The following is a 26,416-nucleotide window of genomic DNA, read 5'->3' on the forward strand; positions in this document are numbered from 1 at the left end:
GTGCCTCCTCCACGGGCTCCGGAGGATGGATGATCACCGTCGTCAACACCACCGACGAGATGCTGCCCGACGATCTGAACGAACTCGTCCAGCCGTTCCGCCGCGGAGAGAACTCGCGTATCAGCGCCGTGCCCGGCGTGGGACTCGGCCTGTCGATCGCACAGGCCGCCACCGGCGCGATGGGCGCGACACTGCGTCTCAGCCGCCCCGATACAGCCCATTTCGCCGCCGAGATCCGGCTGGATATGAGCCGCCGTCACTAGCGCGTCCGCGGGCTTCTTATGCCATGAGACACAGCCTCGCTGAAGGAACCGCCGCATCATGCCGCAACACGCACCGTCGCATCCTCGTATTCATCCCCGATCCGCCGCGCGATGCCGCTTCCACCGCACACCATTGCCTCCTCCGCGCGATGATGCTTCGCCATCCGATAATGTCTCCACCGCGCACCATTGCTTCCACCACGCGGCAACCCATCCACCGCGCACCATCGATCCCACCACGCGGTAATGCTTCCACGGCGCGGTCCGCCGCCGCACGGCATCCGCGGCATTCCGCCATTCCTGCCATCACGCCGTGGATGGTTTACCGCGCCGTGGACGATTTACCACGCGGTGGACGGGTTCCGCGCCGTAGATGATCTACCACGTCATGAACGACTGGCATCGCCGTGGATACCTTAACGCGCGGTGGATGCTTCACTGCGATCATGTCTCCACCACGCACCATTGATCCCACCGCGAAGTAATGTTCCCACGGCGCGGTTCACCGCCGCACGGCATCCGCGCCATTCCGCCATTCCTACTATCACGCCGTGGATGGGTTACCGCGCCGTGGACGACTTGGCGCGCGGTGGATGGCGCTGCGTCGTGGAAGGCTCATTACCCAGTGGATGCCTCACCCGCGCAGCGGAAGGACGAACGCACAATGAATGCGGTATCACGTGATTGCGCGGTGGGCGCGCCGCCGCAGGGTGCCGCCTCATCACGCGGGACGGCTTCGAGCAGGTGGGCGTGGTTGGTTTTGCGGCGGGCGTGCCGCCCATCACGCGGGGCGGCTTCCGCCAGCCACATCCCAGGAACCGACCGGCTTATTTCATGTATTCCTCGAGGCATTGGCCGGATTCGTGCATGGCTTTCGCGGCGTCGGCGCCGACGTAGCGGTAGTGCCATGCCTCGTACGCGTTGCCGGTGAAATCCGTCTTGCCGTCCGGATAGCGCAGGATGAAGCCGTACCGCCATGCGTTGGACGCCAGCCAGTCGTACACCCGCTGATTGGCGTCCGCATCGGACGCGCCAGCCGCATTGACGTCGACGGCGAGGCCGATCTCGTGCTCGCTGGTGCCCGGGATCGCCACCCACTGCGAGGCTTTGTCCTCGGCCTCCTGCTTGGACATGCCCTCGTTGCGGTAGACGATCACCTTGTCGTTCATCAGCTGCTGCTGTTCGGCGCGCGTGCGGTATCCCGCGCTCACCTCCGGATCGAGGCCGTCCGCGCGCATCGCGTCGAACATGCGCTGCAGATCGGGGTAGATGCGCGAATCCACGCGCTGGCCGTTGCCCAGTTCGGTCAATTCGGGAGCCGGATAATCGTCGGGAATGCGGTTCCAGCGGTTCACGATGATCAGGTTCCACCGGTCCGCGGCGTAGGAGGCCTGCGGGGTTCCCGGCGCGAACGGCCCCCAGCCGGCGAAGCGCCCGAGCAGCGCTTTGGCAAGGCGCTTGCGGCGCACTGATTGGAAACTGCGGGTCCCGCCGTGGCTCCCGGCGGAGGCTCCGTCCCCGGCGACGGTGCCGCGGGCTTCGCGGGAACCACGCACGGCCCCCATGGATCGGCGTGCAGCCTCGGAAGGGGCATGCGGAGCCGAATCGGAAGCCGGCGGCCGCATGGCGGCCGTGCGGACGCATGGCGTGGTGACGGGGATCGAATCGCTGGTGATGACGCGTGCCATGGTCGCTCCTTTTCCTCTGCTGGCTTCAGCATAGAAAGGAACGGTCGGCTGCGCCCTCGGTCACGGGAATGATTGGACCCTGACCATACCCTGATTATTCCCTGATCCCATCCGCCACGCGGATGAGATCAGAGGCGTCTAGTGGGTCTCCCCCATGATGTCGTCGTGATCGACCTCGACGCTGACTGCGGCCTCGATGGCGGCCTCGATGCCCCGGGCCATTGTCGCTATCTCCATGGTCGGAGTGCCGTTCGCCTTGCCCACGCCCTGCGCGGTGGCGTACGGCACGTGGATGAACCCGCCCTTGACGCCGGGGAACTTGCGGTCGAGCAGATAGAGCACGTGGTACATGATGCTGTTGCACACGTAGGTGCCGGCCGTGTACGACATGAACGCGGGAATGCCGTGGTCGTTGATGTTCTTGACCATCGCCTTGACCGGCAGCGTGGCGAAGTACGCGGTGTCACCGTCCTCGCGCAGGGGCGTGTCGAACGGCTGTTCGCCGTCGTTGTCGGGGATGCGCGCCTCGGCGAGGTTGATCGCGACCTTCTCGACGGTCAGGGCCGAACGCCCGCCGGCCTGCCCGATGCACAGCACGTAGTCGGGCCTCTCGCGCGCGATCGCCTCTTCGACCACCTGTGCACTGCGCGTGAACACGGTCGGGATCTCCAGCTTGACCACCTGCGCCCCGGCGATCTCGTCGGGCAGCAGCTTGACCGCCTCGAATGCGGGGTTGACCGGCTCTCCGCCGAACGGGTCGAATCCGGTGACCAGAATCTTGTGGCTCATGGCACACTCCTTCGTTGTTGTTGGTTTGGTATGAACGGGCGCGCGGCGGCGACCGGAAGGCCGCCCTCCGCGCGCCGGACGCGCCGAGACGGGTTTCGGAACGGGCTACCGGGCGATCAGCATGTAGACGATCTGCACGACGATCATCACCAGCGCCGGCAGCACCTGCTTCTTGATCACGCCCATGCGGTCCTTCATGTCGAGCATCGCGACGGGCACGATGTTGAAGTTGGCCGCCATCGGCGTGCACAGCGTGCCGCAGTAGCCGCAGGTCAGCGCCAGGATGCCGATCACGGCCGGGTCGGCGCCGTACGCGAGCACGAACGGCGCGCCGATGCCCACGGTCATCACGGTGATCGCGGCGAAGGCGTTGCCCATGATCATCGTGAACAGCATCATGCCGACGCCGAACACAATGATGCCGACCGTGACGTTGCCCTTGGGGATGATGCCGCCGACCAGTTCGGCGATCACGTCGCCGACGCCCGCGGCGGTGAAGATCGCGCCGAGGCTGGCCAGCAGCATCGGCAGCATGCACAGCGCACCCATCGACGAGAGCAGCCGCTCCGAATCGTTGAGGAAGACGGTCGGCTTGTTGTCGCGCGAGAAGGCGTACAGGATCACGGCGGCGATCATCACGCCGATGCAGCAGCCGGTCAGGGCGCTGACGCTCGGGATCAGCGCGCCGATGATCGCGAACACGCCGAGGCACAGGGCCGGAACGAAGATGCGCATGCCGATGCGCTTGAAGTTCGCGGCCACCTCCGATTCGCTCGGCGCGCCGGCGTCGGAGGCTGCGCCCTTGCGTACCTGTCGGAAGATCGCGGGGATGACCATGACGATGATGAGCACGCCGTCGGCGACGGCGGGAATCCACCGGCCGAACGCGATGACGACGCCGAGCGCGGTCCAGAACACGAAGGTGCCGTAGCGGGCCTTGTTGGTCTTGTCGAGCAGGTTGCGCACGCCCGCGTACACGGACATGAATCCCATGAAGATGTAGAAGACCTCGAGGATCTTCGTGCCGATGGTAACGGTCGGGTCCATGAAGAACGACATGTCACGCCTCCTTGCCGTTGCCGGCCGTCGCGGCGGCCGCGCCGTAGTACTTCTTGCGCAGGCGCGCGTCCTTGACCATGTAGTAGGCGGCGGTGACCGCCACGGCGATCACCGCGACCGGGACCTCGATGGCGGCCATGCGCAGCAGCTCGACGTCGTAGCCGAGCGGCTTCAGGGTGGACTGCACGAGCAGCGCGCCGGCGGTGCCCACGAACAGCACCTGGCCGAAGAACCACGCCACGTTCTCCATGCCGGAGGCCATGCCCTTGAGCTCCTCCACGTACTCGTCGTTCGGCTTGTGCCCGGAGGCCTCGATGGCGCCGACCGCCATCGGCATGATGACGGGGCGCACGAATCCGGCGACGCCGCCGAAGCTCACGTTGAACGCGGCGAACACGAGACGCATCACGCCGTAGAGGGCGATCACCATGCCGGGCGTGGCGTTCCTCACCTTGCCGATGAGCTGCGCGGCGGCGGTTTTCAGGCCGTTGCGCTCCAGGGTGCCGGTGACCAGCAGCACGATGATGAAGATCGCCATGCTCCGGTTCGAGACGAACGAGGTGCCCAGCGTGGTGAGGAAGCCGTCGGCGCCGATGCCGCCGACGAGCGCGGTCACCACGGCCGCCACGATGATGATCAGGATCGCGTCGAGCTTGAGGGCGAAGCCCACTATCACGATCACGATTCCCAAAAGCACGAGATAATTCGGGTCCATGCGGGAATTCCTTCCTAGTACTGCACACGCATGCACACGCGTCAAGCCGCGACATTGTGCCGGAAGCGTGTATGGATATAGACAGTGTACGACCAAAACGTTTCGGATCGGGAGATGTTGCGGAAAAATCCCGCGCCGTGCGGCCCCGCGGGCGCATCGGCAGGGCGTTCGCTATGATGGTCGGTTGGACTTTTACGCACTGCTGACAGGCATCGATTACAGGCAAGTAGGTTGATTCATGGCTATTGAGGCGCAGGGACTCGAGATTCAGATCGGAGCGCGCACGCTGCTGCATCCGACGGACTTTCATGTGGCCAAGGGCGACAAGATCGGTCTGGTCGGCCGCAACGGCGCCGGCAAGACGACGCTGACCCGCGTGATCACCGGCGACATGCTGCCGACCTCCGGCAAGGTGCGCGTCTCGGGCAAGCTCGGCTATCTGCCGCAGGACACGCACGCCGCCGATCAGGAGCAGACCGCGCTCGACCGCATGATGAGCGCCCGCGACATCGCCGCGATCATCAGCCGCATGCGCAAGTGCGAGAAGGAGATGACCGATCCCGATCCGGACGTGATGACGCGCGCGATGAACCGCTACGACAAGATCATGCAGGATTTCGACAAGGCCGGCGGATACGCGGCGCAGTCCGAGGCGATCGCGATGGCCGACAGCCTCGGACTGCCGCAGGACGTGATGAACCGCCCGCTCGGCACGCTTTCGGGCGGCCAGCGCCGGCGCATCGAACTGGCGCGCATCCTGTTCTCCGACGCGGACACGCTGATCCTCGACGAGCCGACCAACCACTTGGACGCCGATTCGATCGAGTGGCTGCGCGGCTTCCTCAAGAAGTTCGAGGGCGGGTTCCTGGTCATCTCGCACTCGACCGAGCTGCTCGACGAGACGGTGAACAAGGTGTGGCACTTGGACGCCCAGCTGGGCCAGATCGACATGTACTCGCTCGGCTGGAAGGCGTACCTGCACCAGCGCGTGGTCGACGAGGAGCGCCGCCGCCGCGAGCGCGAGGTCGCCGAGAAGAAGGCCGAACGGCTCATGAAGCAGGGCATCCGCCTGCATGCCAAGGCCACCAAGGCCGTGGCCGCGCAGAACATGATGCGCCGCGCCGAGCGCCTGCTGTCCGAAACGAGCGAGGCGCAGAAGGCCGAGAAGGTGGCGGACATCCGCTTCCCCGAGCCGGCGCCCTGCGGGCGCACGCCGATCATGGCCAAGGAGATCTCGAAGGCGTACGGCTCGAACATCGTGTTCGCCGGCGTGAATCTGGCGGTCGACAAGGGCTCGCGCGTGGTGATCCTCGGCTACAACGGCGCCGGCAAGACCACGACGCTGCGCCTGCTCGCGCACATCGAGGAGCCGGACACCGGCTCGGTCGACTACGGCCACGGCTGCAAGATCGGCTACTTCGCGCAGGAGCACGACACGCTGGATCTCGACGCCACCGTGCTGGAGAACCTGCAGCACGTCGCGCCCGAGCTCGACAACACGCAGGCGCGCTCCATCCTCGGATCGTTCCTGTTCTCGGGCGACGACGCAATGAAGCCGGCCAAGGTGCTCTCCGGCGGCGAGAAGACCCGCCTGGCCCTGGCCACGCTGGTGACCTCGCGCGCCAACGTGCTGCTGCTCGACGAGCCGACCAACAACCTCGACCCGGCCTCGCGCGAGGAGATCCTCAAGGCCATCGCCAAGTACGAGGGCGCGATCGTGCTCGTCACCCACGACGAGGGCGCCGTGCAGGCCCTGAACCCGGAGCGCGTGCTGCTCATGCCCGACGGCGACGAGGACCTGTGGAACGACTCGTATCTGGATCTCGTCGCCGAGGAGTAGGGGCGGCGCGGGCCGGCCGCATACTGTTATACAGTAAAGCGATACAGTATCGCGACTGTTATGTTCGAATATGAAACAGTCCTCCGGAACCCTTGCATATCAAGGGTTCCGGAGGACTTGCCATATCCGTGCCCCACGCGGACGGCGGCTTGGCCGGCTTAGCCCTTGACCGCGCCGGCGGTGACCCCCTCGACGATGAACCGCTGCAGGAACAGGTACATGATGAGGATCGGCAGCATGGCCAGCAGCAGCGCCGCCATGATCAGGCCGATGTCGTTGGAGTACGTGCCGTAGAAGATCTGCGTGGCGATCGGGATGGTGTACAGCTCGCGCTTGCCGAGCACTAGGGAGGGCAGCAGATAGTCGTTCCAGAAGGCCATCGCGTCGATGATCGTGATGGTGGCGATCGTCGGCTTGAGCAGGGGGAACACGATGGTCCAGAAGGTGCGCCATGTGCTGCAGCCGTCCATGCCGGCGGCCTCCTCGAGCTCGATCGGCACGTTGGTCTTGATCGCGCCGTGGAACATGAACGTGGCCAGCGAGACGGAGAAGCCAACATGCATGAGGATCAGCGTCACCCTGTGGTTCAGCACGCCGAACATGCCGCCGTACACGGAGACCAGCGGGACCATGAGCACCTGGAACGGGATGACCATCGAGGCCACCATCGCGGCGAAGAAGATGGAGCACGCCTTCCACGCGGGGTTGCGGACGATCACGTACGCGGCCATCGCCGACACCAGCACCGTGAGCACCGTGGCGCAGACGGTGATGACCGCCGAGTTGGCGAACACCGTCCAGAAGTTCATCTTCTCCATGGCGTCCGGGAAGTTGTCCAGGGTGAAGCCCCGCTTGCCGATCAGGGCGAGCGGCGCGGTGTTGATGTCGGCCTTCTTCTTGAAGACGTTGATGACCACCAGCAGGAACGGCAGGATGAACGCCAGCAGCGCCGCCGACAGCAGGGCGAACACGATGGCGTGGATGGCCCTTGTCCGGATGTTGTTCTGGCTTGTCATCACGCCTCCACCTCGCCCTTCTTGCCGATGTACACCTGCAGCACGCCGATGACGGCGCAGATGACGAACAGGATCAGGGCCTCCGCCTGCCCGATGCCGTAGTTCTTGTAGACGAACGCCTGATTGTAGACGTGCATCGCGGCGAGCACCGACTGGTTGAACGGCTCGCCCTTGGTCAGGGAGAGGTTCAGGTCGTAGACCATGAAGCACCGCGTGGTGCTCAGGAAGATGCACTGCACGAAGGACGAGCGCATGAGCGGGACGATGACGTGCCACATGGCCTTGGTGGAGTTGCACCCGTCGATCATGGCCGCCTCCTTGAGGCTCTGGTCGACGCTCATGAAGCCGGCCACGTAGATCAGCATCATGTATCCCGCGTACTGCCAGACCGAAACGAGGATCAGGGCGAACATCGCCCCGCCCGGGCTGCCGAGCAGCGAGTCCGGCTTGGACCCCGCGAACGCTTCGCCGATGGCGACGAAGGCGCGGTTGAAGACGAACTTCCATATGTAGCCGAGGACGATGCCGCCGATCAGATTCGGGATGAAGAATCCGGCGCGGAAGAAGTTCTGCCCCTTGATGCCGCTGGTCACCGCGTAGGCGAGGAGGAAGGCGACGCTGTTGACCAGTACCACGGCGATGACCGAGTAGACGACGGTCCGCCCCAGCGCGGACCAGTACATGGCGTCGGCGAAGGCCTGCCGGTAATTGGACAGCCCGACGAACGGCTTGGAGTTCGAGACGCCGTCCCAGCTGGTGAAGGTCAGATAGATGCCGTAGATGAACGGCAGCACGACGACGGCGCAGAACAGGATGCCCGCTGGACCCGCGAATATCAGGAACTGCCCCAACTTGTACGAAAACCTACTGTGTTTCATTACAATTCCATTCATGAATCGGGCCGCGGGGCTCGCCCCAACGCCGAGCGCCACGACCCGATTGCGATCGATTACATGTGCCGGCCGGTGCCGGCCGGCGTCAGCCAACCGGCCGGCGCTGGCCACACCGGACAGCCGGTCAGGAGACGTAGCCCGAGAGCTTGGCGGTCTTCCAGTACGCGGTGATCGCGTCGGCGAAGCCGTCGCGGTCCTGCTCGCCGGCGAGGTACTTCTGGAAGCTCGCGCCCAGCACGGAATAGTGGTCGTCCGGCAGGTAGTTGTAGTTCGGGTACATCATGCCGGAGTCGGCGAACTTCTTGACCGACTTGCCCAGCGGATCGGAGACCTCGAGGGTGTTGGTCTTGAACGGCGAGACCATGGAGCAGTCGTTGACCACGAAGGACTGGCCCTCCTTGTCATTGGCCAGCCAGTTCAGGAAGTCCTTGGCCGCGGCGCGCTGCGCGTCGGTGGTCTTGGACGAGGAATCGATGAACAGGTACTTGGACCCGCCGCCGACGATCTTCTCGTTGGAGCCGTCGTCCATGTTCTGCGGGACCGGCATGATGCCCATGTTCTTGGAATAGTCGTACTGGTTGAGCACGGACCAGTCCCAGTTGCCTCCGAACATGAAGGCGATCTCCCCTTCGGCCAGCTTCTGCTCGGTCACCTCGCGCTCGGCAGAGACGGCGGAGGACTTGGCGTAGTTATTCTCCTTGAGCACGTCGAACGTGTCCATCAGGGAGTTCCACTTGCGGTTGCCCTTCAGGTCGGCGTTGCCGGCGAGCAGCGCGTCGATGAAGGCCTGCACGTCGCCCTGCTCCTCGTAGGCCTGCGACAGGTAGTGCGCGCCCAGCGACCAGTCCTCCTTCATGACGCCGGTCGGCGACTTCATGCCGCCGGCCTTGAGTTCCCCGATGAGCTTCTTGAAGTCGTCCAGGGTCCGGTAGTTCCCCGGATCAAAGTCCTTGCCGGTGGCCTTCTTGATGGCATCGGCATTGTAGATCAGGCCCCTGGCCTCGACGGAGACCGGGAAGCCGTAGGTCTTGCCGTCGATGGCGATGGCGTAGTCGGTGTCCTTGACCCAGGCCTCGCCGGACAGGTCCACGGCATGCTCGGCGGCGAGGGCGTAGACGTCCTTCGCGTCGACCATGGAGATGGTGTACGGCTCCTTGGAGGCGTACTTGGTGGCAAGGTGCGCCGCCACGGTGTCGTTGGAGTAGTAGACCTCGACGTTGACGCCCTTCTCCTTGGAGTATTTCTTGGCCATGGCCTCCATCTGGTCCTCGATCTCGACCTTGGAGTTGAAGATGGTGATCTTGGTGGCGTCGCTCGAAGCCGTGCCGCCGCACGCGGACAGCATGCCGAGCGACATGACGGCGGCGGTCGCCGCCGCGCCGATTTTCATCCATGAGGAATGTGCCATTGTATTTTCCTTTCTCCGCCACCGTCACGGCAGCTTTGCGCGCGAAGGTGGCATTGGCAATTGCATGCGAGCGCACGAGTCCCAACTTGTCTCATGCGTTTTTTGAATTTCTCCCTTTTCACCTCGAATCGAACCGGTTCGAGGCATCCCCATGCTTCAAGTTATCATCACCGGACCGGTTCGTCAAATCTTTTACGTTCGGCGTGTCGAATCGGTTCGACACATTGCATCATGCTGATCAGCGACTATACAAGCCTGATATTCCGCCGATACGGGGCCGACGGGCACAATTCTCCCGGCACGAAGGCGATTCCGCCGGCTACTTCCCGCGTACGGGCCGGTACCGGGCGTCGACGTCGCCGTCAAGGCGGCGGAAAACCGGATCATAGATCCACGCGCAGCAGTATTCGGGAAGAGCGATGCCCAGAATGACCAAAAACGGGACCGCTTGGATGAAATACATCAGATACGCCGCCGCGAACGCGGCGAGAACCGCCAGCATGCACAGCGTACGGGGGAAACAGCCGACGGCCAGCGACGCCGCGTTCCTCACATGGCCGGCGATCGTGTTCTCGTAGCGTGACAGCATCGGGAAATACCATTGCGCGAGCGCGGCCAGCGCGGTGCCCACGATTGCGAGGAACGCCAGCATCGGCAGCCTCAGATGCCCCGGCAGGCTCGGCGACGCCCACGCATCCACCGCCATTATGGCGCCTGCCAGCAGGAATCCAAGCCAGGACAGCGTCGCCTGCCTGAAATCGCGCCTGAACCGCGTGAGGAAGTCACGCGCGACATAGGTCTCCTCATGCCGGACCATGCGCCACAGGACGGCGTGCATCGCCGTGAGCGAGGACCCCGCAGTGATCACCGGCAGGCAGCACAGCAGCGTGAGCAGATTGAGCAGGATCAGATCGCCGACGACGCCCATGAACCGGAAAAAGAGATTGTTCTGATCAAAGAACCTGGACATATTGGACATAGGTCAATCCTTGACGACATGGATTGGCGCGGAGCGCATGTGGCGGAGGGCCGGCGCGACCGGCCCGCGCGACGGCGGCATCCACGACGTCAGTCGGACTGGGATGCCGCCGTAGCGCGCCACGCGCCGGCGACGACCGGTTCCGGGCGGTCAGCCGATCACGGCATCGAGCTCGTTGACGGCGCGCAGCGCGGCCGCCACGTCCGCCGGAGTGACCGCGAAGGGCATGTTGCCCATGGTGTCTTCGGGAGCGCACGCCAGCTCGCCGACGCGCAGCAGGTCCTCGTCGGTGGCGTCCGCCACGCCGATGCCGGCCAGGGTGGTGGGCAGTCCGACCGCACGGAAGAACCCATACGCCTCCTCCAGATCGGCCACGGGACGGTCCTCGAGCACCAGCTGCGTGAGCGTGCCGTAGGCGACCTTCTCGCCATGCAGGTAACGGTGCGTGCCCTCGAGCGCGGTCAGTCCGTTGTGCACGGCGTGGGCCGCGGCCAGCCCGCTGGATTCGAAGCCGATGCCGCTCAGCAGCGTGTTCGCTTCGACGATCTGCTCGACGGCGGGCGTGCGCAGGCCCTTGCGGACGGCGGCCAGCGCCTTGACGCCGTCCGCGACGAGGATGTCATGGCACAGTCGAGCCATGGCTTCGGCCGCATTGGTGGCGTGGCCCCCGGTCATGGTGACGGCGTTGGATTTGACGCAGGCGGCCGCCTCGAACCAGGTGGCGTACGCGTCGCCCAGTCCGGCGACGAGGAATCGCGCCGGGGCCTTGGCGATCAGGTCCGTGTCCATGACGACCTTGTTCGGATTCGCGGGCAACGGCAGATACTTGTCGAACTGCCCGTCGTCGGTGTACAGCACGGACAGTCTGGAGCACGGCGCGTCGGACGACGCCGCGGTCGGCGCGATGATCACCGGCAGCCCGGCGAAATGGGCGACCGCCTTGGCGGTGTCGAGCGTCTTGCCGCCGCCGATGCCGATGACCGCGTCGTTGCCGGACAGCAGGGCCTGATGGCGGTTCACCTCGTTCGTCGAGCATTCGCCGCCGAACATCTCATAGCGGTACGCGGTGTCCGACTCGTCGAAGCCGGAGACGATCCGGTCACGGTACATCCGGTCGATGAACGGGTCGACGATCAGGTACGCGCCGGCGGAGCCCAGCTCCCCGTATTCGCGGGCAAGGGACGACAGCGCGCCTTCCTCCTGGATGTAGCTTCCGGGAGAGCACAGTACTTTTCTCATGGGATACCTCCTCGTATCGATGATCCACTGATGGCCTGGATGCCGGCCCACGGATGGCCGGCCCCCACCGGCCACGGGTCTCGACTCCAAGTCTACAGCCAAGCGGGCGGATCCCACAGCCCCCGAAACCCGCCGATTACGGTGGGGCGAGCATCACCCGTTCTGCACCCACAACCCGCTGCGGTAACGACTTTCACGAGATTCGTTGATTATCCCCCGGTTTCGCCGCTCTTGTCGGTCATTGCGTCCCGGCTGTGTCCGCGCCTTCGGGATTGCTCTCGCGGTTCTCCCGCGCATCGGAATCGCCGTGCGACACCCAAGCGATATGCCGTTCATTCCGGGATGCGCTCGCGTGGCCTATCATCAAAGTTGTTCACGGGACTCCCATGCGAGTCGCGCGACGTTCCGCCAGTGCTGGTGGTTGGGGCTGGCGGAGTTTATGAAAGGAAGTAATCATGCGCGGTAATGCGTTGAAAATGCTGGCGGGGATCGCCGTGCTATCCATGGGATTGTCGGGCTGTGGGGCCGGTGGCCAGTCATCGGCTCCGAAGGACGACATCATCACTTTCGGCATCAGCGAGCCGTCGAACCCGCTGGTGCCGGGCAATACGAACGAGAGAAGCGGGTCGCTGGTCGTAGGCATGCTGTTCTCGGGGCTGGTCGCCACCAAGCCCGACGGGTCGCTGGTCGACGAGGCGGCCGAATCGGTCAAGGCGAACGAGGACAGCAGCCGGTTCGACGTCACGCTGAAAAGCGGCGGAAAGTTCACCGACGGCACGCCGGTGACTTCCGAGAGCTTCACCAAGGCGTGGAGCTACACCGCGAATGCGAAGAACGGCCAGCTGAATTCCAGCTTCCTGTCTCTGATCCAAGGATACGACGATCTGCAAAAAGATGGTTTGAAAGGCGACGAACAGCTGTCCGGGCTGAAGGTCGAGGACGATACGCATTTCTCGATTTCGCTCAACAAGCCCTGCTCGATCTTCCCGACCATGCTCGCGTACGGCGGCCTTGCCCCGCTGCCCGAAAGCTTCTACAAGGACCCCAAGGCCTTCGGGGAAAAGCCCGTGGGCAACGGTCCGTACAAGTTCAAGGCGTGGAAGCACGGGGAGAGCATCGAAGTGGTGCCCAACCCGGATTACACCGGATACTACAAGCCGAAGAACGACGGACTGACCTATAAGGTGTACACGGATCCGAAATCCGAATATGCCGACGTGCAGGCCGGGAACCTTGACGTGACCGGCGACGTGCCCGCCACCGCGTTGAGGAACCTCATGTCCGACAAGAGGCTGACCGGATACAGCGAATCGGGTCCCCGCCGCCTGGCATTGGGCATTCCGATGGACTTGGCGCATTTCTCCGGCAAGGAGGGAACGCTGCGCCGCAGGGCCATCTCGTTGGCGTTGGACCGCGATGCCATCTGCACCAAAATCATGAACGGCATGGCCGAGCCGGCAAAGGACTTCTCCTCGAAGGTGATCGATGGCTATTCGGATTCGCTGAAGGGCAACGACGTGCTCTCCCACGACGAGACCAAGGCGAAGGAGCTGTGGGCTCAGGCCGACGCGATCTCCCCGTTCGAAGGCCAGTTCGTGCTGTCCTATAGCGCCGACGACACCAACAAGGACGCCGACCAGGCCATCGCCAACGAGCTGAAGAACGCCCTAGGCATCGACGTGAAGCTCAACGTGTTCGCCACGAAGCAGGAGTACAAGAGCGCACTGAGCGACGGCAAGCTCAACACCGCATATAACGACTATTGGGGTCCCGATTATCCGGCGCTCGAGAACTATCTCGCCCCGGTCTATTCGACGTCCGCATACCAGAGCGGATCCAACCGAGACAAGTATTTCAACCCCGAGTTCGACGCGCTTCTGGACAAGGCCGCGTCGGCCGCATCCATCGACGAGGCGAACAAGACCTACCAGCAGGCCGAAGAGATTCTGCTGCGCGACCTGCCATCCATCCCGATCTACAACTACAACACGGTCGGAGCCGCCGCCAAGGGGCTCAAAGGCGTGCAGTTCAATTGGGGCGGCGATCCCGTGCTCGCGTTCATCACCAAAAAATAGCGAGTTCGCCGCCGAACGGTAACGGCCACGGCGCACTTGCATCGAGAAAGCTCTGTTAGGCCAACTTTGTCGCGCTCCCGCTGGCGGGAGCTGGCTCGCGAAGCGAGACTGAGGGTGGTTTGCACGGCACCGCCGACCCCAGCTAGATTTTCGCCGACAGCCCCGCCAGCGGGAGCGGAATACGCCGAATATGGTCTAACAGAGCCACATATAAAAACCGCATCATTCCGCGAGACTCGCCGTAGTACCGTTTGCGACTTGCAATTTTCTTCACATCTGGTAAGTTATCTACTCGGTGCTTTTGAGCACCGTTCGGGCCGTAGCGCAGTTTGGTAGCGCACTTGACTGGGGGTCAAGGGGTCGCGGGTTCAAATCCCGCCGGCCCGACTAGCGAGGGAGATTCGTTGAAATTCCAACGTTTCTCCCTTTTTCATGCCCAAAAAATGTATATACGCCAACCCAAAAACGTGTTCGACGGCATACGCAACCCCTCTCCGCCCAGCATCCAAGGCGCCGAAACGAACGCACAGCATCGATCATCCGACGTCATAGCGAGTATGCGTAAACACGCCCCATTGCAGTCGCACTTCCCGAAGAAGCTGCAGACAACCCGCATAACACGCATATCGAACATTTGTTCACATGCTTGCGTATGCTGGTAGCCATACTTATCCGCACCGCACGGCAAAGGAGCCACATGGACCGCACCGACCTGCTCGCCTGCACGCTGGTCCGCCAGCATGTGACCGACCGCGCGCCGAAACGCACGGTCGTGTCCGATCTGTGCGGCCTGCAGGCACAGTTCGCGCAGGCTCCATGCGACGCATTGCGCATCAGAGCGAATGATTTCACGCCCGATACGTGGAATGACGGGTTGGTGAAGATATGGTCGCATCGCGGCACCATGCATGTGGTACGCGCCGATGAACTGGGCCTGTATCTGTCGGCGAGGGATATCCGCGGCCCTTGGGTCGAGACGGGCTGGGGCATCTCCCCCGCGGATTCGGCGCGCTGGTCGGCGTTCATCCGCGAACAGGTCGCCTCCGGTATCGACGGGAGGGACGGGCTTAAACAGGCGTGCCGCAGCGCCGGCATGGACGACGATCTGCTGACGCGCATATTCCATGGCTGGGGCGGGCTGCTCAAGGAAATGTGCAATCGCGGTCTGATCGCATACCAACCCGGTACGGAGAAACGGTTCATGCTGCCTCCGCCCGTCACATGGATGGACCGCGACGAGGCCCGCACGCTGCTCGCGTTGCGTTATTTCCAGCACTATGGTCCGGCGACGGCAGGCGACTGCGCGGCGTTCCTCGGGTATCGCGTGGCGGAGGTGCGCGAACTGATCCGCCGGATACGGCCGCAGCTGGCCGAAACCCTCGTCAACGGCACGTCATACCTGTATGCCGGCGAACTGGACGACGCGGGAACACACGTACCGGCCTGCGTGTTTCTAGCGGGATTCGACCAGTTGGTGCTGGGATATCGCGACCGGTCACGGATCATCGACGATCGGGATCTCAAGCTCGTCACCAATATCGCCGGCATCGTTTTCCCGATCGTGCTGTATCGCGGCCGCGCCCGCGCCCGATGGAAACGGACGGGGAGCACGGTCACGATCACGCCGTTCCGCGAGCCCTCCCCCACGGCGCAGCGCATCATCGAGGCGCGGGCCCGCCGTCTGTTCACCGGCGAGCGCATACGCGTGATGTTCGCACCGCCCTTGTGTCAATAAAGCGCGGCCGTCCCGACCCCGGCCTCGAACCGTATATACGGAAACGGGTCTTGCTTCGATCGGATATCCGATCGAAGCAAGACCCGCATGCAGGCCGGAACGCTCTCAGCGCAGTCGCGTTCCCTTGAGCGCGGATCTGACGGCGCACTTGGTGAGCGCGTACTGCGCGTACATGCTCAGCGCGATGGTCACGCCCATGATAGCCAGCGTGATGATGCCCGCGACGGCATCGTTCTTGCTGATCTTCTTCAGCGGGCAGCGGCCGAGTCCGCCGCATGCCGCGGACCCCGCGTTCGCCGCGCAGCACGATTCGTTCGCGTCGTCCATCGCATTCGTGTCGTCCACGGCGTTCGCGCCGTCCGCCACGTCGGTGCCATCGGTCAATGCTTCATCGCTCATGATCTTCCCCGATCCGTTTGATTGGTTGCGCCTCTCAAACACCAAGGCGTATGAATGAGACCATAGCAGAATAGGCTGGGAACGGCATGCCATGCGCCACACCTGTGTACAGACGGCGCGCGCAGCGTATCGACGGCATGGGCCGCGCCCGACCGGCGTGCGGTAACGTGGGTATGGAAACGGGAACGGGAGGCGTCTTATGCGCATCATTGAGCGGTATATGCATGGCAAGAATCCCGACCAGTCCCTCAACGAGGACGGACTGGTCGTCACCGACGGGTTCGCCGCGGTGGTGGATGGGGTGACCGGCAAAAGCGTCCGCAAGGCGTGGCATCCGAGCGGCGGGGTCATCGCCAAGGATTTGGCTGTGGATGTCATCTCCTCGCTGCCGCCCGACACCGCCATGAGGCAGGTGCAGCACGCGGTAGATCAACGGTTCCGGGATGCCTATCGCACGCACGAATACGGCTTCGCCTTCTTCGAGCGCGAGCCGCTGGAACGGCTGCAGGCCAATGCGGTGATGTACAGCGAGGCCCGGCACGAGGCGTGGCTGTTCGGCGACTGCCAGATCATGGTCAACGGAACGCCAACCCCCACCGTCAAGCGCGTGGATGAACTGCTCGGCGAGCTGCGCGCGTTCACGACGCTGGCATTGCGCGAACGGGACGGCAGCGCCGGCCGCACCGGCCATACGTCCGACGGCCACGGCGACGCGGCACGCATTCCCGCCAGCGCCCCGGACCAAGATCAGGCCCGCGAGATGATCCTGCCGTTCCTGCGTCTGCAATCGCAGTTCGCCAACAAGCGCGGCCCGTACGGCTACTTCGTGTTCGACGGGTTCACCGATCCGGACTATCCGATCCGTGTGGTGCGCGTCGATCCCGGCGACGAGGTGGTGCTCGCATCGGACGGCTATCCCCTGCTGCGGCCCACGCTCGAACGCTCGGAAGATGAGTTGCGGCGGCTGCGGCAAGAGGATCCCGCGCTCATCGGCGAATACCGGTCCACCAAGGGGTTTACGCCCGGTCTCGACTCATTCGACGACCGCACCTATCTACGATTCATCGCCTGACCGCGGGTTTTGGCATTCCGCCCGCACGGCCCATCCGCAACCTATCTACCGTACGCCGTCGTCGGCCGCCAGACGCAGCGTCATGATGGATTCGTCCGGCATGGCGCGGACCTCGACGAACCCCAGTCGCCGGTACAGCGCATGCGCCGGATTCGCGTGCTGCACGGACAACGACACCGACCGGAAACCCCGATCGCGCAGTTCCGCGAACAACGCCCGCAACAGACGACCGCCGATGCCACGGCCCCGGTATCCCGGATACAGGGCGACCGCCAGCTCGGGCGTTCCGTCATCGACGTACCCGTATCCGCGCATGAGGCGGCTCCATGCGGCGCCGACCACCGTGCCGTCGATCACGGCGGCCATGCCGCAATCCCCCGGCCGTCCGCCGAAACCCTCGATATACCGCCAGAGTTCCGGCTGCCGGATCACCGTACGAGGCAACCGTTTCCCCTCCTCGGGTTGGAATATCACCTCATACAGGAATTCAGGCAGCAGCGCGGCGGCACGGTCGTCCATGGGCCCGATCACGACGCGATCCGACGATTCAGCTTCATTGCTCATAGGCTCCAGTGTATGCGCCGCATGCGCCGGCTCGCCGCGATCCAGTCATGCTGAGGACCACGGCCTCTCGCCAAACCCGTATTCGGCACCAATCCGACGGTCCAAGAGCCATAAACGCGAGTTGTCGGTGCGCGAGCATCGCGAAACCATGATTCATAACGTTATACAGGCGGCAAACGAGGCAGAAAAAGGGCTTTCGCTACAACCCCGCGCACCGACAACTCGCATTCCCGCGACATTTCACGCGAACAATGGCCCCGTATGCCCCATATTGCATCCCATCAGGAGATTTTTCAAGCCCGTCGGCCGCAGCCCCGTCACCGGACCGGCCGCAGCCCCCCAGCCGTTCACCGATCCGAGGCCAACCGCGATTCCAACGCCGCCGCGGACCGATCCTCCTCGGCCATGGCACCGGCGTCAACGCCGCTCCCGGATCGGGCTGCCGCGATGACCTGCGCATCCCCGATGCCCAAGCTTGCGCCGGCCTGCAGGATCACCAGCTGCTGCTGCACACGATCCGCCTCGATAGCGGCGATCTGGCGCGAAAAGACGATGAACCACCCGAGGAAGAACATGCCGGCCAGCGCTTCCACATTGGTCAGCGTGTTGTACCCCATGAGCATGTTGATGCCGAACGCGGCGCACACCAGAATCGCCAGGTCGGACACGACGTACATCGCCTTGGACAGACGCGGAGCCAGCCATGGCAGGGCCAGCAGCAGCACCCCCATCACGATGGGCAGACCCTTCGCGCACACATTGTGCATGATGTAGTGCGGCGTGTAGCGGAACACGCCGATGCCGATGAAGGCGAGGCCGGACACGGTCAGCAGCGTCGAGAGAATGACGATGCGGACCCTGAAATGCGGGATCTCGTCATGCCTGGTCTCACGCCCAACGTCATGTTTCACCTCGGCGACGGCGCCCGGCCGACCGCCGGCCGCGCCCTGCCTGGCCGCCGAGGAGATCTCGGCGCCGCCCGCCTGCATCTGCCGGCGGCAGAGCCGTTGCAGGCGCTCGGTCGTGATCAGCTCGGACACGGCGAAGTAGCTGACGATGATGATGCAGGTGCCGGCGAGCATCAGCGTCGCGTTGAACATGTTCGCGGCGAAGGTGGTGCGGTCGCCCAGTTGGGAGAAGTTGTTGTGGTACCAGTTCGGATCGTCGGTGGTCAGGCCGGCGGTGCCCACGCCGGAAATGACGAACAGGGGCAGCAGCGAGGCGATGGTCTTCGCGTTCATGAGTTCGGCCTGCACGAAGGTGATATAGCCGACGACGCCGGCGAACCCGGCGCACACCGCCGGCAGGTATCCGCCGAACAGGTGCATGCCCATCAGCGAGTTGACCGCGTTGAGCATCGCGAACGAAGACAGGAATATCGTCGCCGCGTAGACGACGGACAACGCGACGATTTCGAAGATGCGGCGGATCGGCATCCACCAGCCGTGCTTGAGGGTGAGCGACCTGGAATTGCTCGCGTACCCGATGCAGAACGAGACGACGCCGCATGCGCAGATCACGCCGGCGCACACGCTCAGACGGCGCTGCGTGACCTGCCAGATGGCCGGGGCGAACTGAATGTACAGGCTCATGGCCGCGAACGCGATCATCGAGCAGAACAGGAACGAGATCAAGCCGAGCGTCTCGGCCCGCTGATGTCGTCCCATGCCAGCTCCTTCCATGCCACATCTTATTGTAGCGTGACCTGCTTTGCCCTCGCATGATTCCGACCCATTCCCCGCCGCGGCATAATCATGCGATTATGGTGTATTCGATGGATTCCCGGCACGGGTCGGAGCCGCACGGGGCGTGATGGCCGGCATGTCTCCGCTACGTCCACGCATACGCTACAATAATGGATTGTCGCTTCGGCGGCCTCGGGCTGTAGCGCAGCTTGGTAGCGCGTCTGCTTTGGGAGCAGAATGATACCAAACCAGCAAAGCTATGACCCTCGCTGAGGCTTACTGCCGCTTGGGTTTTTAGGTTTCGGCAAAAACTGAAAAATGGCATCCGTTAACAATGGTTAACAATGACCGCAGACCTCCGAGTTTGCGGATGCTTTAAGGGTTGATTCCGCGGGTGTCTGAAGGTGCAGAGTGTCCCACTCAGTGCGTATAATTGAAAAGTTATGCCTTAAGGCATGAAACGGGCTGTGGCGCAGTTTGGTAGCGCGCTTGCTTTGGGAGCAAGACGTCGCAGGTTCAAATCCTGTCAGCCCGACAATGAAAGCCCTACTCCCGCTTGGGATGTAGGGCTTCTTCTTTTTGATCTGGGGTCGTTCGTTAACACGATTCCAGTGTTAACGGATTGACCGAAGCCGTTGGTAGGGGGGTGCGGATGTTTTTTTGGACGGTCAGGCGGCCAGTCCAAGGTGTTTGCGGTATTGCACGGGGCTCATCCAGTCCAGTGACTTCTTGATCCTAGTCTCATTGTAGTGGGTCAGGTAGGCGGATAAGCGTTCGCGGAACTCCTCGTAGCCCACGCCGCTCCAGTCCCGCCCGTAGAAGAACTCGTTCTTGATCCTGCCGAAGAACCTCTCGGCGGCTGCGTTGTCCGGGCTGCATCCCTTGGCGCTCATCGACCGGATTAGCCCGTGCTCCTCGCAGATGCGAATCCATTCGTCCCGCCGGTAGTGGCAGCCGCGGTCGGAATGGATGATTGGATGTTCACCATCCCTGAGCGTGGCGACCGCGTCGAGGAGCATCCGGTTCGCCATGTCGGCGTTCGGGGAGCGCGACAAGGTCCAGGAGACGACCATGCCGTCGAAGCAGTCGACCACCGGGGAGAGCCAGCACTTGTACCCGTCCATGGTGAACTGGGTGACGTCCGTGACCCACAGCGCGTTCGGCGCGTCGGTGTGGAAGTCCCGCTCCACGAGGTTCGCCGGGCCTCGCCGATCTCCCCCCTCATAGGAGCTCCACCGCTTCGGGCGTTTCAGGTACACTGGCCGCAGTCCCTCCTCGCGCATGATCCGGCGCACTACCTTCTCCGAGACGACGAGCGGGTCCGTCTCGTCGAGGCGCAGCATGCGGTGGATGGTCCGGTAGCCCCACACGCGCCCGCCCTTCTCGAACAGGCTCGTGACGCGGGCCCGCAGCACGGCGTACCTGTCGCCCGCGGTGATCGCGCCGCGCTCGTAATAGTAGGTGCTGCGTTTCAGCCCCACGGCCTTCAGACAGGACGCCAGGCCGAATTCACCCCTGATCGCGTCGACGACCCGCGTCCTCTCCCTGTTCGTCAGCATGGACGGGTCGAGGCGCGGGTCGTCGGCTTTTAAAACATTGATCGTCTCCCGCATCACCGCGTTCTCCAACCTGAGGGCCTCCACCTGCCGGCGCAGCTCCTCCACGTCATCGCCGGCCGCGGACACCGGTCCGGCCGGTGCCGGCGCGTTTCTCCTATCCATCAGTCCCAGTATCCCCTCGCTCCGGTAGCGGCGCATCCACTGGTACACGCTCGTCGGCGTGCAACCCGCGTCGCGCGCCACGCGGGCGAGGGACTCGCCGCCGAGCGCGCGTCTGGCCGCGTTCGTCTTGCACTCCAGCGCATACGAACGCCTGCACTCGCCCGTGTAGCGCGGGTCCTCGCGAACCCATTTCACCACCGCGCCCTCGGACGGGTAGCCGAGCTCGGCGACGACCTTCCTGATGGTCATGCCCTCCGTGAAATACAGGTCAACGGCCCTGCGCCGATCCTCCATCGAAAACATGCGGACTCCAATCCGGACGCCAAAACGTCCAACTTTTCGCCCGCACCCCCTCCGATACCGCGGACCTAAGCTTCTACCATATCAGCGCATGGGAGGCCGTGGAGAAGACCGCCGCCAAGTTCAATCTGGAAATCACCGCCAGCTACCTCATGGATCCGGCCCACACGCACATCACCGACCGGGCCATCAACCTCGTCAAAGCACAAGGCGACCAGACCGGCATACCACGCCGCTTCGAGTACGGGCATGATCTCAAGGGCATCGTTCGCACCGTGGACGCCAGCCATGTGAAAACCAGACTCTATGGGTACGGCAAGGGACTGCCCACCTTGGACGAGGAAGGCAACGAGACCGGCGGCTACGGGCGGCGCATCGACTTTAAGGACATCAACAACGGCAAACCCTACGTCGAAGACCAGCAGGCCACCGCATTGTGGGGCGTGCCCGGCCCGGCCGTAAGCACGCTGGGAGCGAACCTCATCACGGGCGGCGGGTTCGAGAAGACCTACGGCGCGGGATGGCTGCTCTCACCGTCCACGGCATTCCTCGACGCGCTCGTCAAGAAGAACGGCGACATCACCCCCTGCGAGGGGAAGGTCATGCTGCGCATGGGCACCGACACCGACACATGCGCCACGTCCGCGATCTGCGACCCCACCAAAGTCAAAGGCGGCCGGGAATACCAGCTGACCATGTGGACCCACGGGGCGGCAAGCGCGACCGTGAGCCTGAAGGTCTCGCAGAACGTGACCGTGTACCCGACCTCCGACATCGTGCTCACGCCGCCCGCGAACACAGGCCGGTGGACGAAGACCACGCGCCGGTTCACCACCCACGCCAAGTGCGACTCGATCCGTATCCAGGTCGAGAAGCCCACCGGCGTCATGTATGTGGACGACATCAGCCTCATGGAAGTCGCCACCACGAGTATCCACCCGGCCGAGGGCATCTACGAGAACGGCGACTGCGAGGACAAGGCCCAGCTGCTCGCCGAAACCAAAGCCGAGCTGAAGCGACGCAGCACACCCACCATCAGCTACGAGGCCGACGTGCTCACCCTCGCAAGATCCGGCATGAACACGCAAGGCGTGGCATTGGGAGACCGCGTGCTGCTCGTGGACACCACCTTCACACCCGACCTGCGGCTCTCCGGGCGCGTGCTGCAACTGGAGGAAAACCTGCTCGACCCGGCGTTGACGGTCATTACGATCGGCAACATCATCGAACGGTTCACCACGTCTAGCCGCAACGTGCAACAACGTCTCGACCGCGTGATCGCCGACACCGGCGCATGGCAGTCCACCAGCCAACAAGTGGCCCAGAACGCCTCCAAATGGGATCAGGTCGCCCAAACCGTCGTGGACAACACCAACCGATGGAACGACGCCACGAACACCGTCGAAACCAACGCATCCCGATGGGAGGCGACCACGAACACCGTCAACGGGAACACCGACAGCTGGAACAACGCGGCGACAATCCTGGCAGCCAAACAGGATGCGTGGGACCATGCGAGCGAAACCCTCGACGCACGGCGACCCGACTGGGATGCCGCCACGGCGAGCGTGGCGGAGAGATCACGCGCATGGGACGACGCGGCCGCCATCGCCGCCAGCCACGCGCAGGCAATCAGCCAATCCACCACGGGCGGCGTCACCATCCACCACGACCAGCTCGCCATCACCTTAGGCGAGACGATCGGCCTGACCGACGAAACCGGCACCACATGGACGTTCACCAACGGCGCGTTCGTCAAACAGGAAACCACCGAGTAAAGAAACAGCATTGGAAATCGAGAAATACCGCACCATCGAAACCACGCTCGACCTCGCCAACGACTACACGCCACCCATCAGGCTGAACGCCGGAGACATCGACGGACGCATCCTCAAGTTCCACATCACCGACGGCGGCAACGACGTGGACGACCTCAACGGGCTGAAGGCGAACCTGACATGGAACCGCGACCCCACGGATCCGGCCAGCGGCGGCGGATACACCAGCATGACCAAGACCAGCGGCACCGACAACCCCACCGGCGTCCACCAAGTCAGTTTCACTACACCGGTGCCGCGCGCCCTGCTCCTGCAAGCCGGGGAACGAACCGTGGCGGGCATCGACATCGAGGACGCCGACGGCAACGTCATCACCAGCCGAAACATCCCCGTGCTCATCGACCCCGCCCGCCTCAACCCCAAGGCAGGAGAACTCGCCGACCCCCTGAAAGACCTGCACGACACCATCGACCAGGCACAGGAACTAATCGACACCGCAAGCATCGACCTCGGCACCGTCACCACCCTCAACCCCAACAGGAAAGCCACCGGCGCGCTCACCGGCAGCGGATGGAAACGCAAACTTAACCTCTCCCTCCCACGCGGCAGCACCATCAGCAGCATGACCGCCGCCGCCCTCGACACCGGCACGCCCACCGTCACCACCGGCACGGATACGAACGGCGACATCACCGTCGCACTGGGACTGCCACGCGGCAAACAGGGAGAGAAAGGCGACAAAGGCGACCCCGGAGACGCGGGCGGCATCGCCACGGCAGACAAGCCGGGCATCGTCATGCCGGGATCGGATTTCGGGATATTCTCCGACGGCACCCTGTACCTGAAGGACAACGGACGCCTCTATTCCCAGTACGAACTGTTCGACTACCCATTCAACGTGGCCTGCACCGTCGTGTATTCCGGCATGGGCGTGTACAGTCACGCGCTACTCACGCTCTCACCCAACCGCTACTACAACAACGGCAAAACCGTCACCGGGCCGGTCACCTTCCCCGTATTGTCAAGCAAATACCAATTCACTTCGGACTCCGCCGGAACACGGCAGGTCTTCGTGCAATCCGTCAGCAAGACCACAGGCGGCACCATCAACGCGGAATGGCTCATCGCCAAGATCACGCCCGTGACCGGCACACGGAACATCACCATCGAGTTCACCGACGGCGCGGGCAACGCCAAAGCGTTCACCCTCGCTGGCAGCGACTCGGCAAGCGTGTGCTCGCCGCCGTTCAGTGTCCACCTCAACGGATTGAAGAGCGTGTCCTGATGGATATGACCATCCCCATCGTGTGCACGATCCTCGGATCCGGCACACTCACCACACTCGTCACATGGCTCCTACGCCGCATCGACCAACGCAGGGACATGGAACAGGCCATAGCCGAATCCGCGACCATCCGCCGGCTCGAACTGGAGATCTACCGGCAAAGCCTGTTCCTCCCGACCACGAGCCGTATGCAGCATGAACATCAGCTCGACGCCGGCAAGGCATACGTGGAACGCGGCGGCAACGGCGCGGGCCACGCCCGCTACCAGCAGCTGAACGACGACTACCGGCACCGGCTCGACGCCGACGACTGGAACTACCAATCACGACATCCGCATAACTGAAGAACAACAGAACAGACCGATCAGTCAACCCGGAAGCCCCATGCGACGCCAATCGCCATGGGGCTTTCCCCATAGGAGAGGACAAAGGCATGTCCAAAATCAGACACCGATTACTTGCGACTGTGGCGTTGCTGCTCGCCATGTTCACCGTCACGCCCAGCGCGATGGCCGACATGCGCGGCATCGACGTAAGCGGCTGGCAGTCGCCGACCGTCACCTGCACCGCCGACTACGACTTCGCCGTGGTCAAGGCCACGCAGGGCACCGGCTTCACCAACGGCTACATGACATCCCAGGCGCAGTGCGTACAGCAGCGGAACAAGAGCCTCGGCTTCTACCACTACGCCGGCGGCGGCAACGCCACGGCCGAGGCCGACCACTTCGTCAACACCGTGCGCCCCTACATCGGCCGGGCGGTCCTCGTGCTCGACTGGGAAGGCTACCAGAACGCCGCGTGGGGTGATTCCAACTGGGTGCGCGTCTTCGTCAACCGCGTGCATGCGAGGACCGGGGTATGGCCGCTCGTCTACACGAGCGCCGCATACCTGTATCAGATCCCGGCCGATGTACGCGGCCGTTGCGGGTTGTGGGTGGCGCAGTACGCCAACAACGCGGCGACCGGCTACCAGAGCCGTCCGTGGAACTACGGGCTCTACGGCGAGGCCATGCGCCAGTACACCAGCAACGGGCGCATTGCGGGTTATGCGGGCCCGTTGGATCTGAACTACTTCCGTGGCACCGCCGCCCAGTGGAACAAGTACGCCAACCCCGGCAACACTAATACGCCCGCTCCGGCACCGCAGCCCCAACCCGCACCCCAGCCGAGCAGGCCGAGTACGGGTAATGGCTACAGCGTGGTGGTGCGTTCCGGCGACACCATCAGCGGCATCGCCGCCCGCACCGGCCTGTGGCCCGTGACCGCATGGAGCGTACCCAGCGGGAACATCAACCGCATCTGGCCCGGCCAGACCGTCACCTACCGAGGCAATGGCACCGCCGCCAACACCAATGCGACCGGCACTCGGATCCACGTCGTCAAGAGCGGCGAGACATTGAGCGGCATCTTCGGCGCTTCCGGCTGGCAGCGCGTCGCCCAGCTCAACGGGTTACGGAACCCGAATCTCATCTACCCCGGACAGCAGTTGCGCTACTAAGCAGCCGTCGAATCGTCTGCGGCCTTCGGCACCACGCCGGAGGCCGCCACTTTCATATCCAAGACCGACCAATCCAAGGAGAACCTTATGGACATTCCCACGGCAACCACCCTAGCCGCCGGCATCGTTGCCCTAATCGCGCCGGCGCTGATTCAGGCGTTCAAGAAGCATATCCCCGCCGACTACGTGGGCCTGACCAGCCTCGGCGTGAGCATCCTGCTCGGCGTCATCGCCATCGCCGCCACCAACGGCTTCCACGGCTACGGATGGGGCATCATCCTCACCGGAGTCATCGGCGTCGCGCAAGCCGTCTACACCTTGGTAAACCAAGTATTCAGCGGCAAATTCAGCAAGGACAAGGACGTACTGTCTTAGAAAAAATGGATGTCGGGCAGTGTCATCTTATCGCCCGACA

The 26,416-nt window shown here is 63.7% G+C and carries 23 protein-coding genes, 2 tRNA genes and 1 pseudogene; 13 read left to right on the top strand and 13 right to left on the bottom strand.

All coding sequences use genetic code 11. The annotated features are described in order from the left end of the window. Nucleotides 1–29: 29 nt before the first annotated feature. On the top strand, nucleotides 30–263 hold the full coding sequence (locus BBSC_RS14405; protein WP_033516961.1) for an ATP-binding protein: 234 nt from the start codon (nucleotides 30–32) through the stop codon (nucleotides 261–263). Between the two features lie 827 nt (nucleotides 264–1,090). Here BBSC_RS14405 and BBSC_RS06680 read toward each other — a convergent pair. From BBSC_RS06680 to BBSC_RS06695, 4 genes are all read right to left on the bottom strand, one after another. Further along, complete coding sequence (locus tag BBSC_RS06680) at nucleotides 1,091–1,951, bottom strand: M15 family metallopeptidase (RefSeq protein WP_231649370.1); 861 nt, start codon at nucleotides 1,949–1,951, stop codon at nucleotides 1,091–1,093. 138 nt (nucleotides 1,952–2,089) lie between these two features. Then, nucleotides 2,090–2,740 carry a pyroglutamyl-peptidase I gene (gene pcp / locus BBSC_RS06685; protein ID WP_033516962.1) on the bottom strand — a complete coding sequence of 217 codons (651 nt, stop codon included), beginning with the start codon at nucleotides 2,738–2,740 and terminating at the stop codon, nucleotides 2,090–2,092. 105 nt (nucleotides 2,741–2,845) lie between these two features. Continuing rightward, a complete protein-coding gene (locus BBSC_RS06690; RefSeq protein WP_033516964.1) occupies nucleotides 2,846–3,799 on the bottom strand; it encodes a DUF979 domain-containing protein in 954 nt (317 codons plus the stop codon). Between the two features lies 1 nt (nucleotide 3,800). After that, entirely contained in the window at nucleotides 3,801–4,514 is a 714-nt protein-coding gene (locus BBSC_RS06695; RefSeq protein WP_033516965.1) for a DUF969 domain-containing protein, read from the bottom strand. Between the two features lie 238 nt (nucleotides 4,515–4,752). Here BBSC_RS06695 and BBSC_RS06700 point away from each other — a divergent pair, with 238 nt between their 5' ends. Continuing rightward, a complete protein-coding gene (locus BBSC_RS06700) occupies nucleotides 4,753–6,354 on the top strand; it encodes an ABC-F family ATP-binding cassette domain-containing protein (protein ID WP_033516967.1) in 1,602 nt (533 codons plus the stop codon). 158 nt (nucleotides 6,355–6,512) lie between these two features. On the opposite strand, the gene BBSC_RS06705 is transcribed toward BBSC_RS06700, so the two are convergent. The 5 genes from BBSC_RS06705 to BBSC_RS06725 all read right to left on the bottom strand — a co-directional run bounded on the left by BBSC_RS06705 (nucleotide 6,513) and on the right by BBSC_RS06725 (nucleotide 11,889). Then, nucleotides 6,513–7,370 (bottom strand): carbohydrate ABC transporter permease, encoded by an 858-nt coding sequence (locus BBSC_RS06705; RefSeq protein ID WP_033516968.1) that lies wholly within the window; start codon nucleotides 7,368–7,370, stop codon nucleotides 6,513–6,515. After that, complete coding sequence (locus BBSC_RS06710) at nucleotides 7,370–8,248, bottom strand: carbohydrate ABC transporter permease (protein ID WP_033516969.1); 879 nt, start codon at nucleotides 8,246–8,248, stop codon at nucleotides 7,370–7,372. Before BBSC_RS06710 ends, BBSC_RS06705 begins: the two co-directional genes overlap by 1 nt. Before the next feature lie 139 nt (nucleotides 8,249–8,387). Then, the gene (locus BBSC_RS06715) at nucleotides 8,388–9,671 is read right to left on the bottom strand and encodes an ABC transporter substrate-binding protein (protein ID WP_033516971.1); all 1,284 of its coding nucleotides are present in this window, start codon (nucleotides 9,669–9,671) and stop codon (nucleotides 8,388–8,390) included. Between the two features lie 319 nt (nucleotides 9,672–9,990). Continuing rightward, nucleotides 9,991–10,650, bottom strand: coding sequence for a YesL family protein (locus tag BBSC_RS06720; RefSeq protein ID WP_033516973.1), 660 nt, complete (start codon nucleotides 10,648–10,650; stop codon nucleotides 9,991–9,993). Nucleotides 10,651–10,800: 150 nt separating this feature from the next. Beyond that, entirely contained in the window at nucleotides 10,801–11,889 is a 1,089-nt protein-coding gene (locus BBSC_RS06725) for a glycerol dehydrogenase (RefSeq protein ID WP_033516975.1), read from the bottom strand. A gap of 455 nt (nucleotides 11,890–12,344) precedes the next feature. Between BBSC_RS06725 and BBSC_RS06730 the strand changes: the two genes are divergently transcribed. The 3 genes from BBSC_RS06730 (at nucleotide 12,345) to BBSC_RS06740 (ending at nucleotide 15,699) form a co-directional block, all read left to right on the top strand. Continuing rightward, entirely contained in the window at nucleotides 12,345–13,964 is a 1,620-nt protein-coding gene (locus tag BBSC_RS06730) for a peptide ABC transporter substrate-binding protein (RefSeq protein ID WP_033516977.1), read from the top strand. 313 nt (nucleotides 13,965–14,277) lie between these two features. Further along, a tRNA-Pro gene (locus BBSC_RS06735) sits at nucleotides 14,278–14,351 on the top strand. 310 nt (nucleotides 14,352–14,661) lie between these two features. Next, nucleotides 14,662–15,699, top strand: coding sequence for a winged helix DNA-binding domain-containing protein (locus BBSC_RS06740; RefSeq protein WP_033516979.1), 1,038 nt, complete (start codon nucleotides 14,662–14,664; stop codon nucleotides 15,697–15,699). Between the two features lie 105 nt (nucleotides 15,700–15,804). Here the strand turns inward: BBSC_RS06740 and BBSC_RS13920 are convergent, their stop codons facing one another. Continuing rightward, the gene (locus BBSC_RS13920; RefSeq protein WP_033516981.1) at nucleotides 15,805–16,098 is read right to left on the bottom strand and encodes a hypothetical protein; all 294 of its coding nucleotides are present in this window, start codon (nucleotides 16,096–16,098) and stop codon (nucleotides 15,805–15,807) included. Nucleotides 16,099–16,318: 220 nt separating this feature from the next. On the opposite strand from BBSC_RS13920, the gene BBSC_RS06750 reads away from it, so the two are divergent. Beyond that, nucleotides 16,319–17,170, top strand: a complete 852-nt coding sequence (locus BBSC_RS06750; protein ID WP_231649371.1) for a hypothetical protein — start codon at nucleotides 16,319–16,321, stop codon at nucleotides 17,168–17,170. A gap of 45 nt (nucleotides 17,171–17,215) precedes the next feature. Here BBSC_RS06750 and BBSC_RS06755 read toward each other — a convergent pair whose 3' ends face one another. Then, entirely contained in the window at nucleotides 17,216–17,734 is a 519-nt protein-coding gene (locus BBSC_RS06755; RefSeq protein WP_197074463.1) for a GNAT family N-acetyltransferase, read from the bottom strand. 347 nt (nucleotides 17,735–18,081) lie between these two features. Further along, nucleotides 18,082–19,401, bottom strand: a complete 1,320-nt coding sequence (locus tag BBSC_RS13925; RefSeq protein WP_033516987.1) for a hypothetical protein — start codon at nucleotides 19,399–19,401, stop codon at nucleotides 18,082–18,084. Between the two features lie 479 nt (nucleotides 19,402–19,880). Between BBSC_RS13925 and BBSC_RS06765 the strand changes: the two genes are divergently transcribed. Next, nucleotides 19,881–19,954 (top strand) — tRNA-Pro (locus BBSC_RS06765). A 133-nt stretch (nucleotides 19,955–20,087) separates the two neighbouring features. On the opposite strand, the gene BBSC_RS06770 is transcribed toward BBSC_RS06765, so the two are convergent. Next, on the bottom strand, nucleotides 20,088–21,443 hold the full coding sequence (locus BBSC_RS06770; RefSeq protein ID WP_034535409.1) for an IS3 family transposase: 1,356 nt from the start codon (nucleotides 21,441–21,443) through the stop codon (nucleotides 20,088–20,090). Between the two features lie 74 nt (nucleotides 21,444–21,517). Between BBSC_RS06770 and BBSC_RS14475 the strand changes: the two are divergent. The 6 genes and pseudogenes from BBSC_RS14475 to BBSC_RS06795 all read left to right on the top strand — a co-directional run. After that, nucleotides 21,518–22,306: pseudogene (locus BBSC_RS14475) on the top strand (phage tail spike protein); the annotation flags it as partial. A 45-nt stretch (nucleotides 22,307–22,351) separates the two neighbouring features. Continuing rightward, complete coding sequence (locus tag BBSC_RS14480) at nucleotides 22,352–23,218, top strand: phage tail protein (protein WP_331386616.1); 867 nt, start codon at nucleotides 22,352–22,354, stop codon at nucleotides 23,216–23,218. A 10-nt stretch (nucleotides 23,219–23,228) separates the two neighbouring features. Then, nucleotides 23,229–24,503, top strand: a complete 1,275-nt coding sequence (locus BBSC_RS06780; protein ID WP_033516993.1) for a hypothetical protein — start codon at nucleotides 23,229–23,231, stop codon at nucleotides 24,501–24,503. Beyond that, nucleotides 24,503–24,847 carry a hypothetical protein gene (locus tag BBSC_RS06785; RefSeq protein ID WP_033516995.1) on the top strand — a complete coding sequence of 115 codons (345 nt, stop codon included), beginning with the start codon at nucleotides 24,503–24,505 and terminating at the stop codon, nucleotides 24,845–24,847. Before BBSC_RS06780 ends, BBSC_RS06785 begins: the two co-directional genes overlap by 1 nt. 89 nt (nucleotides 24,848–24,936) lie before the next feature. Then, nucleotides 24,937–26,001, top strand: a complete 1,065-nt coding sequence (locus tag BBSC_RS06790; RefSeq protein ID WP_033516997.1) for a GH25 family lysozyme — start codon at nucleotides 24,937–24,939, stop codon at nucleotides 25,999–26,001. Between the two features lie 87 nt (nucleotides 26,002–26,088). Then, nucleotides 26,089–26,376 (top strand): hypothetical protein, encoded by a 288-nt coding sequence (locus tag BBSC_RS06795; RefSeq protein WP_033516998.1) that lies wholly within the window; start codon nucleotides 26,089–26,091, stop codon nucleotides 26,374–26,376. The last annotated feature ends 40 nt before the right edge of the window (nucleotides 26,377–26,416 follow it).

The sequence above is a fragment of the Bifidobacterium scardovii JCM 12489 = DSM 13734 genome (assembly GCF_001042635.1).
Taxonomy (GTDB): Bacteria; Actinomycetota; Actinomycetes; order Actinomycetales; family Bifidobacteriaceae; genus Bifidobacterium; species Bifidobacterium scardovii.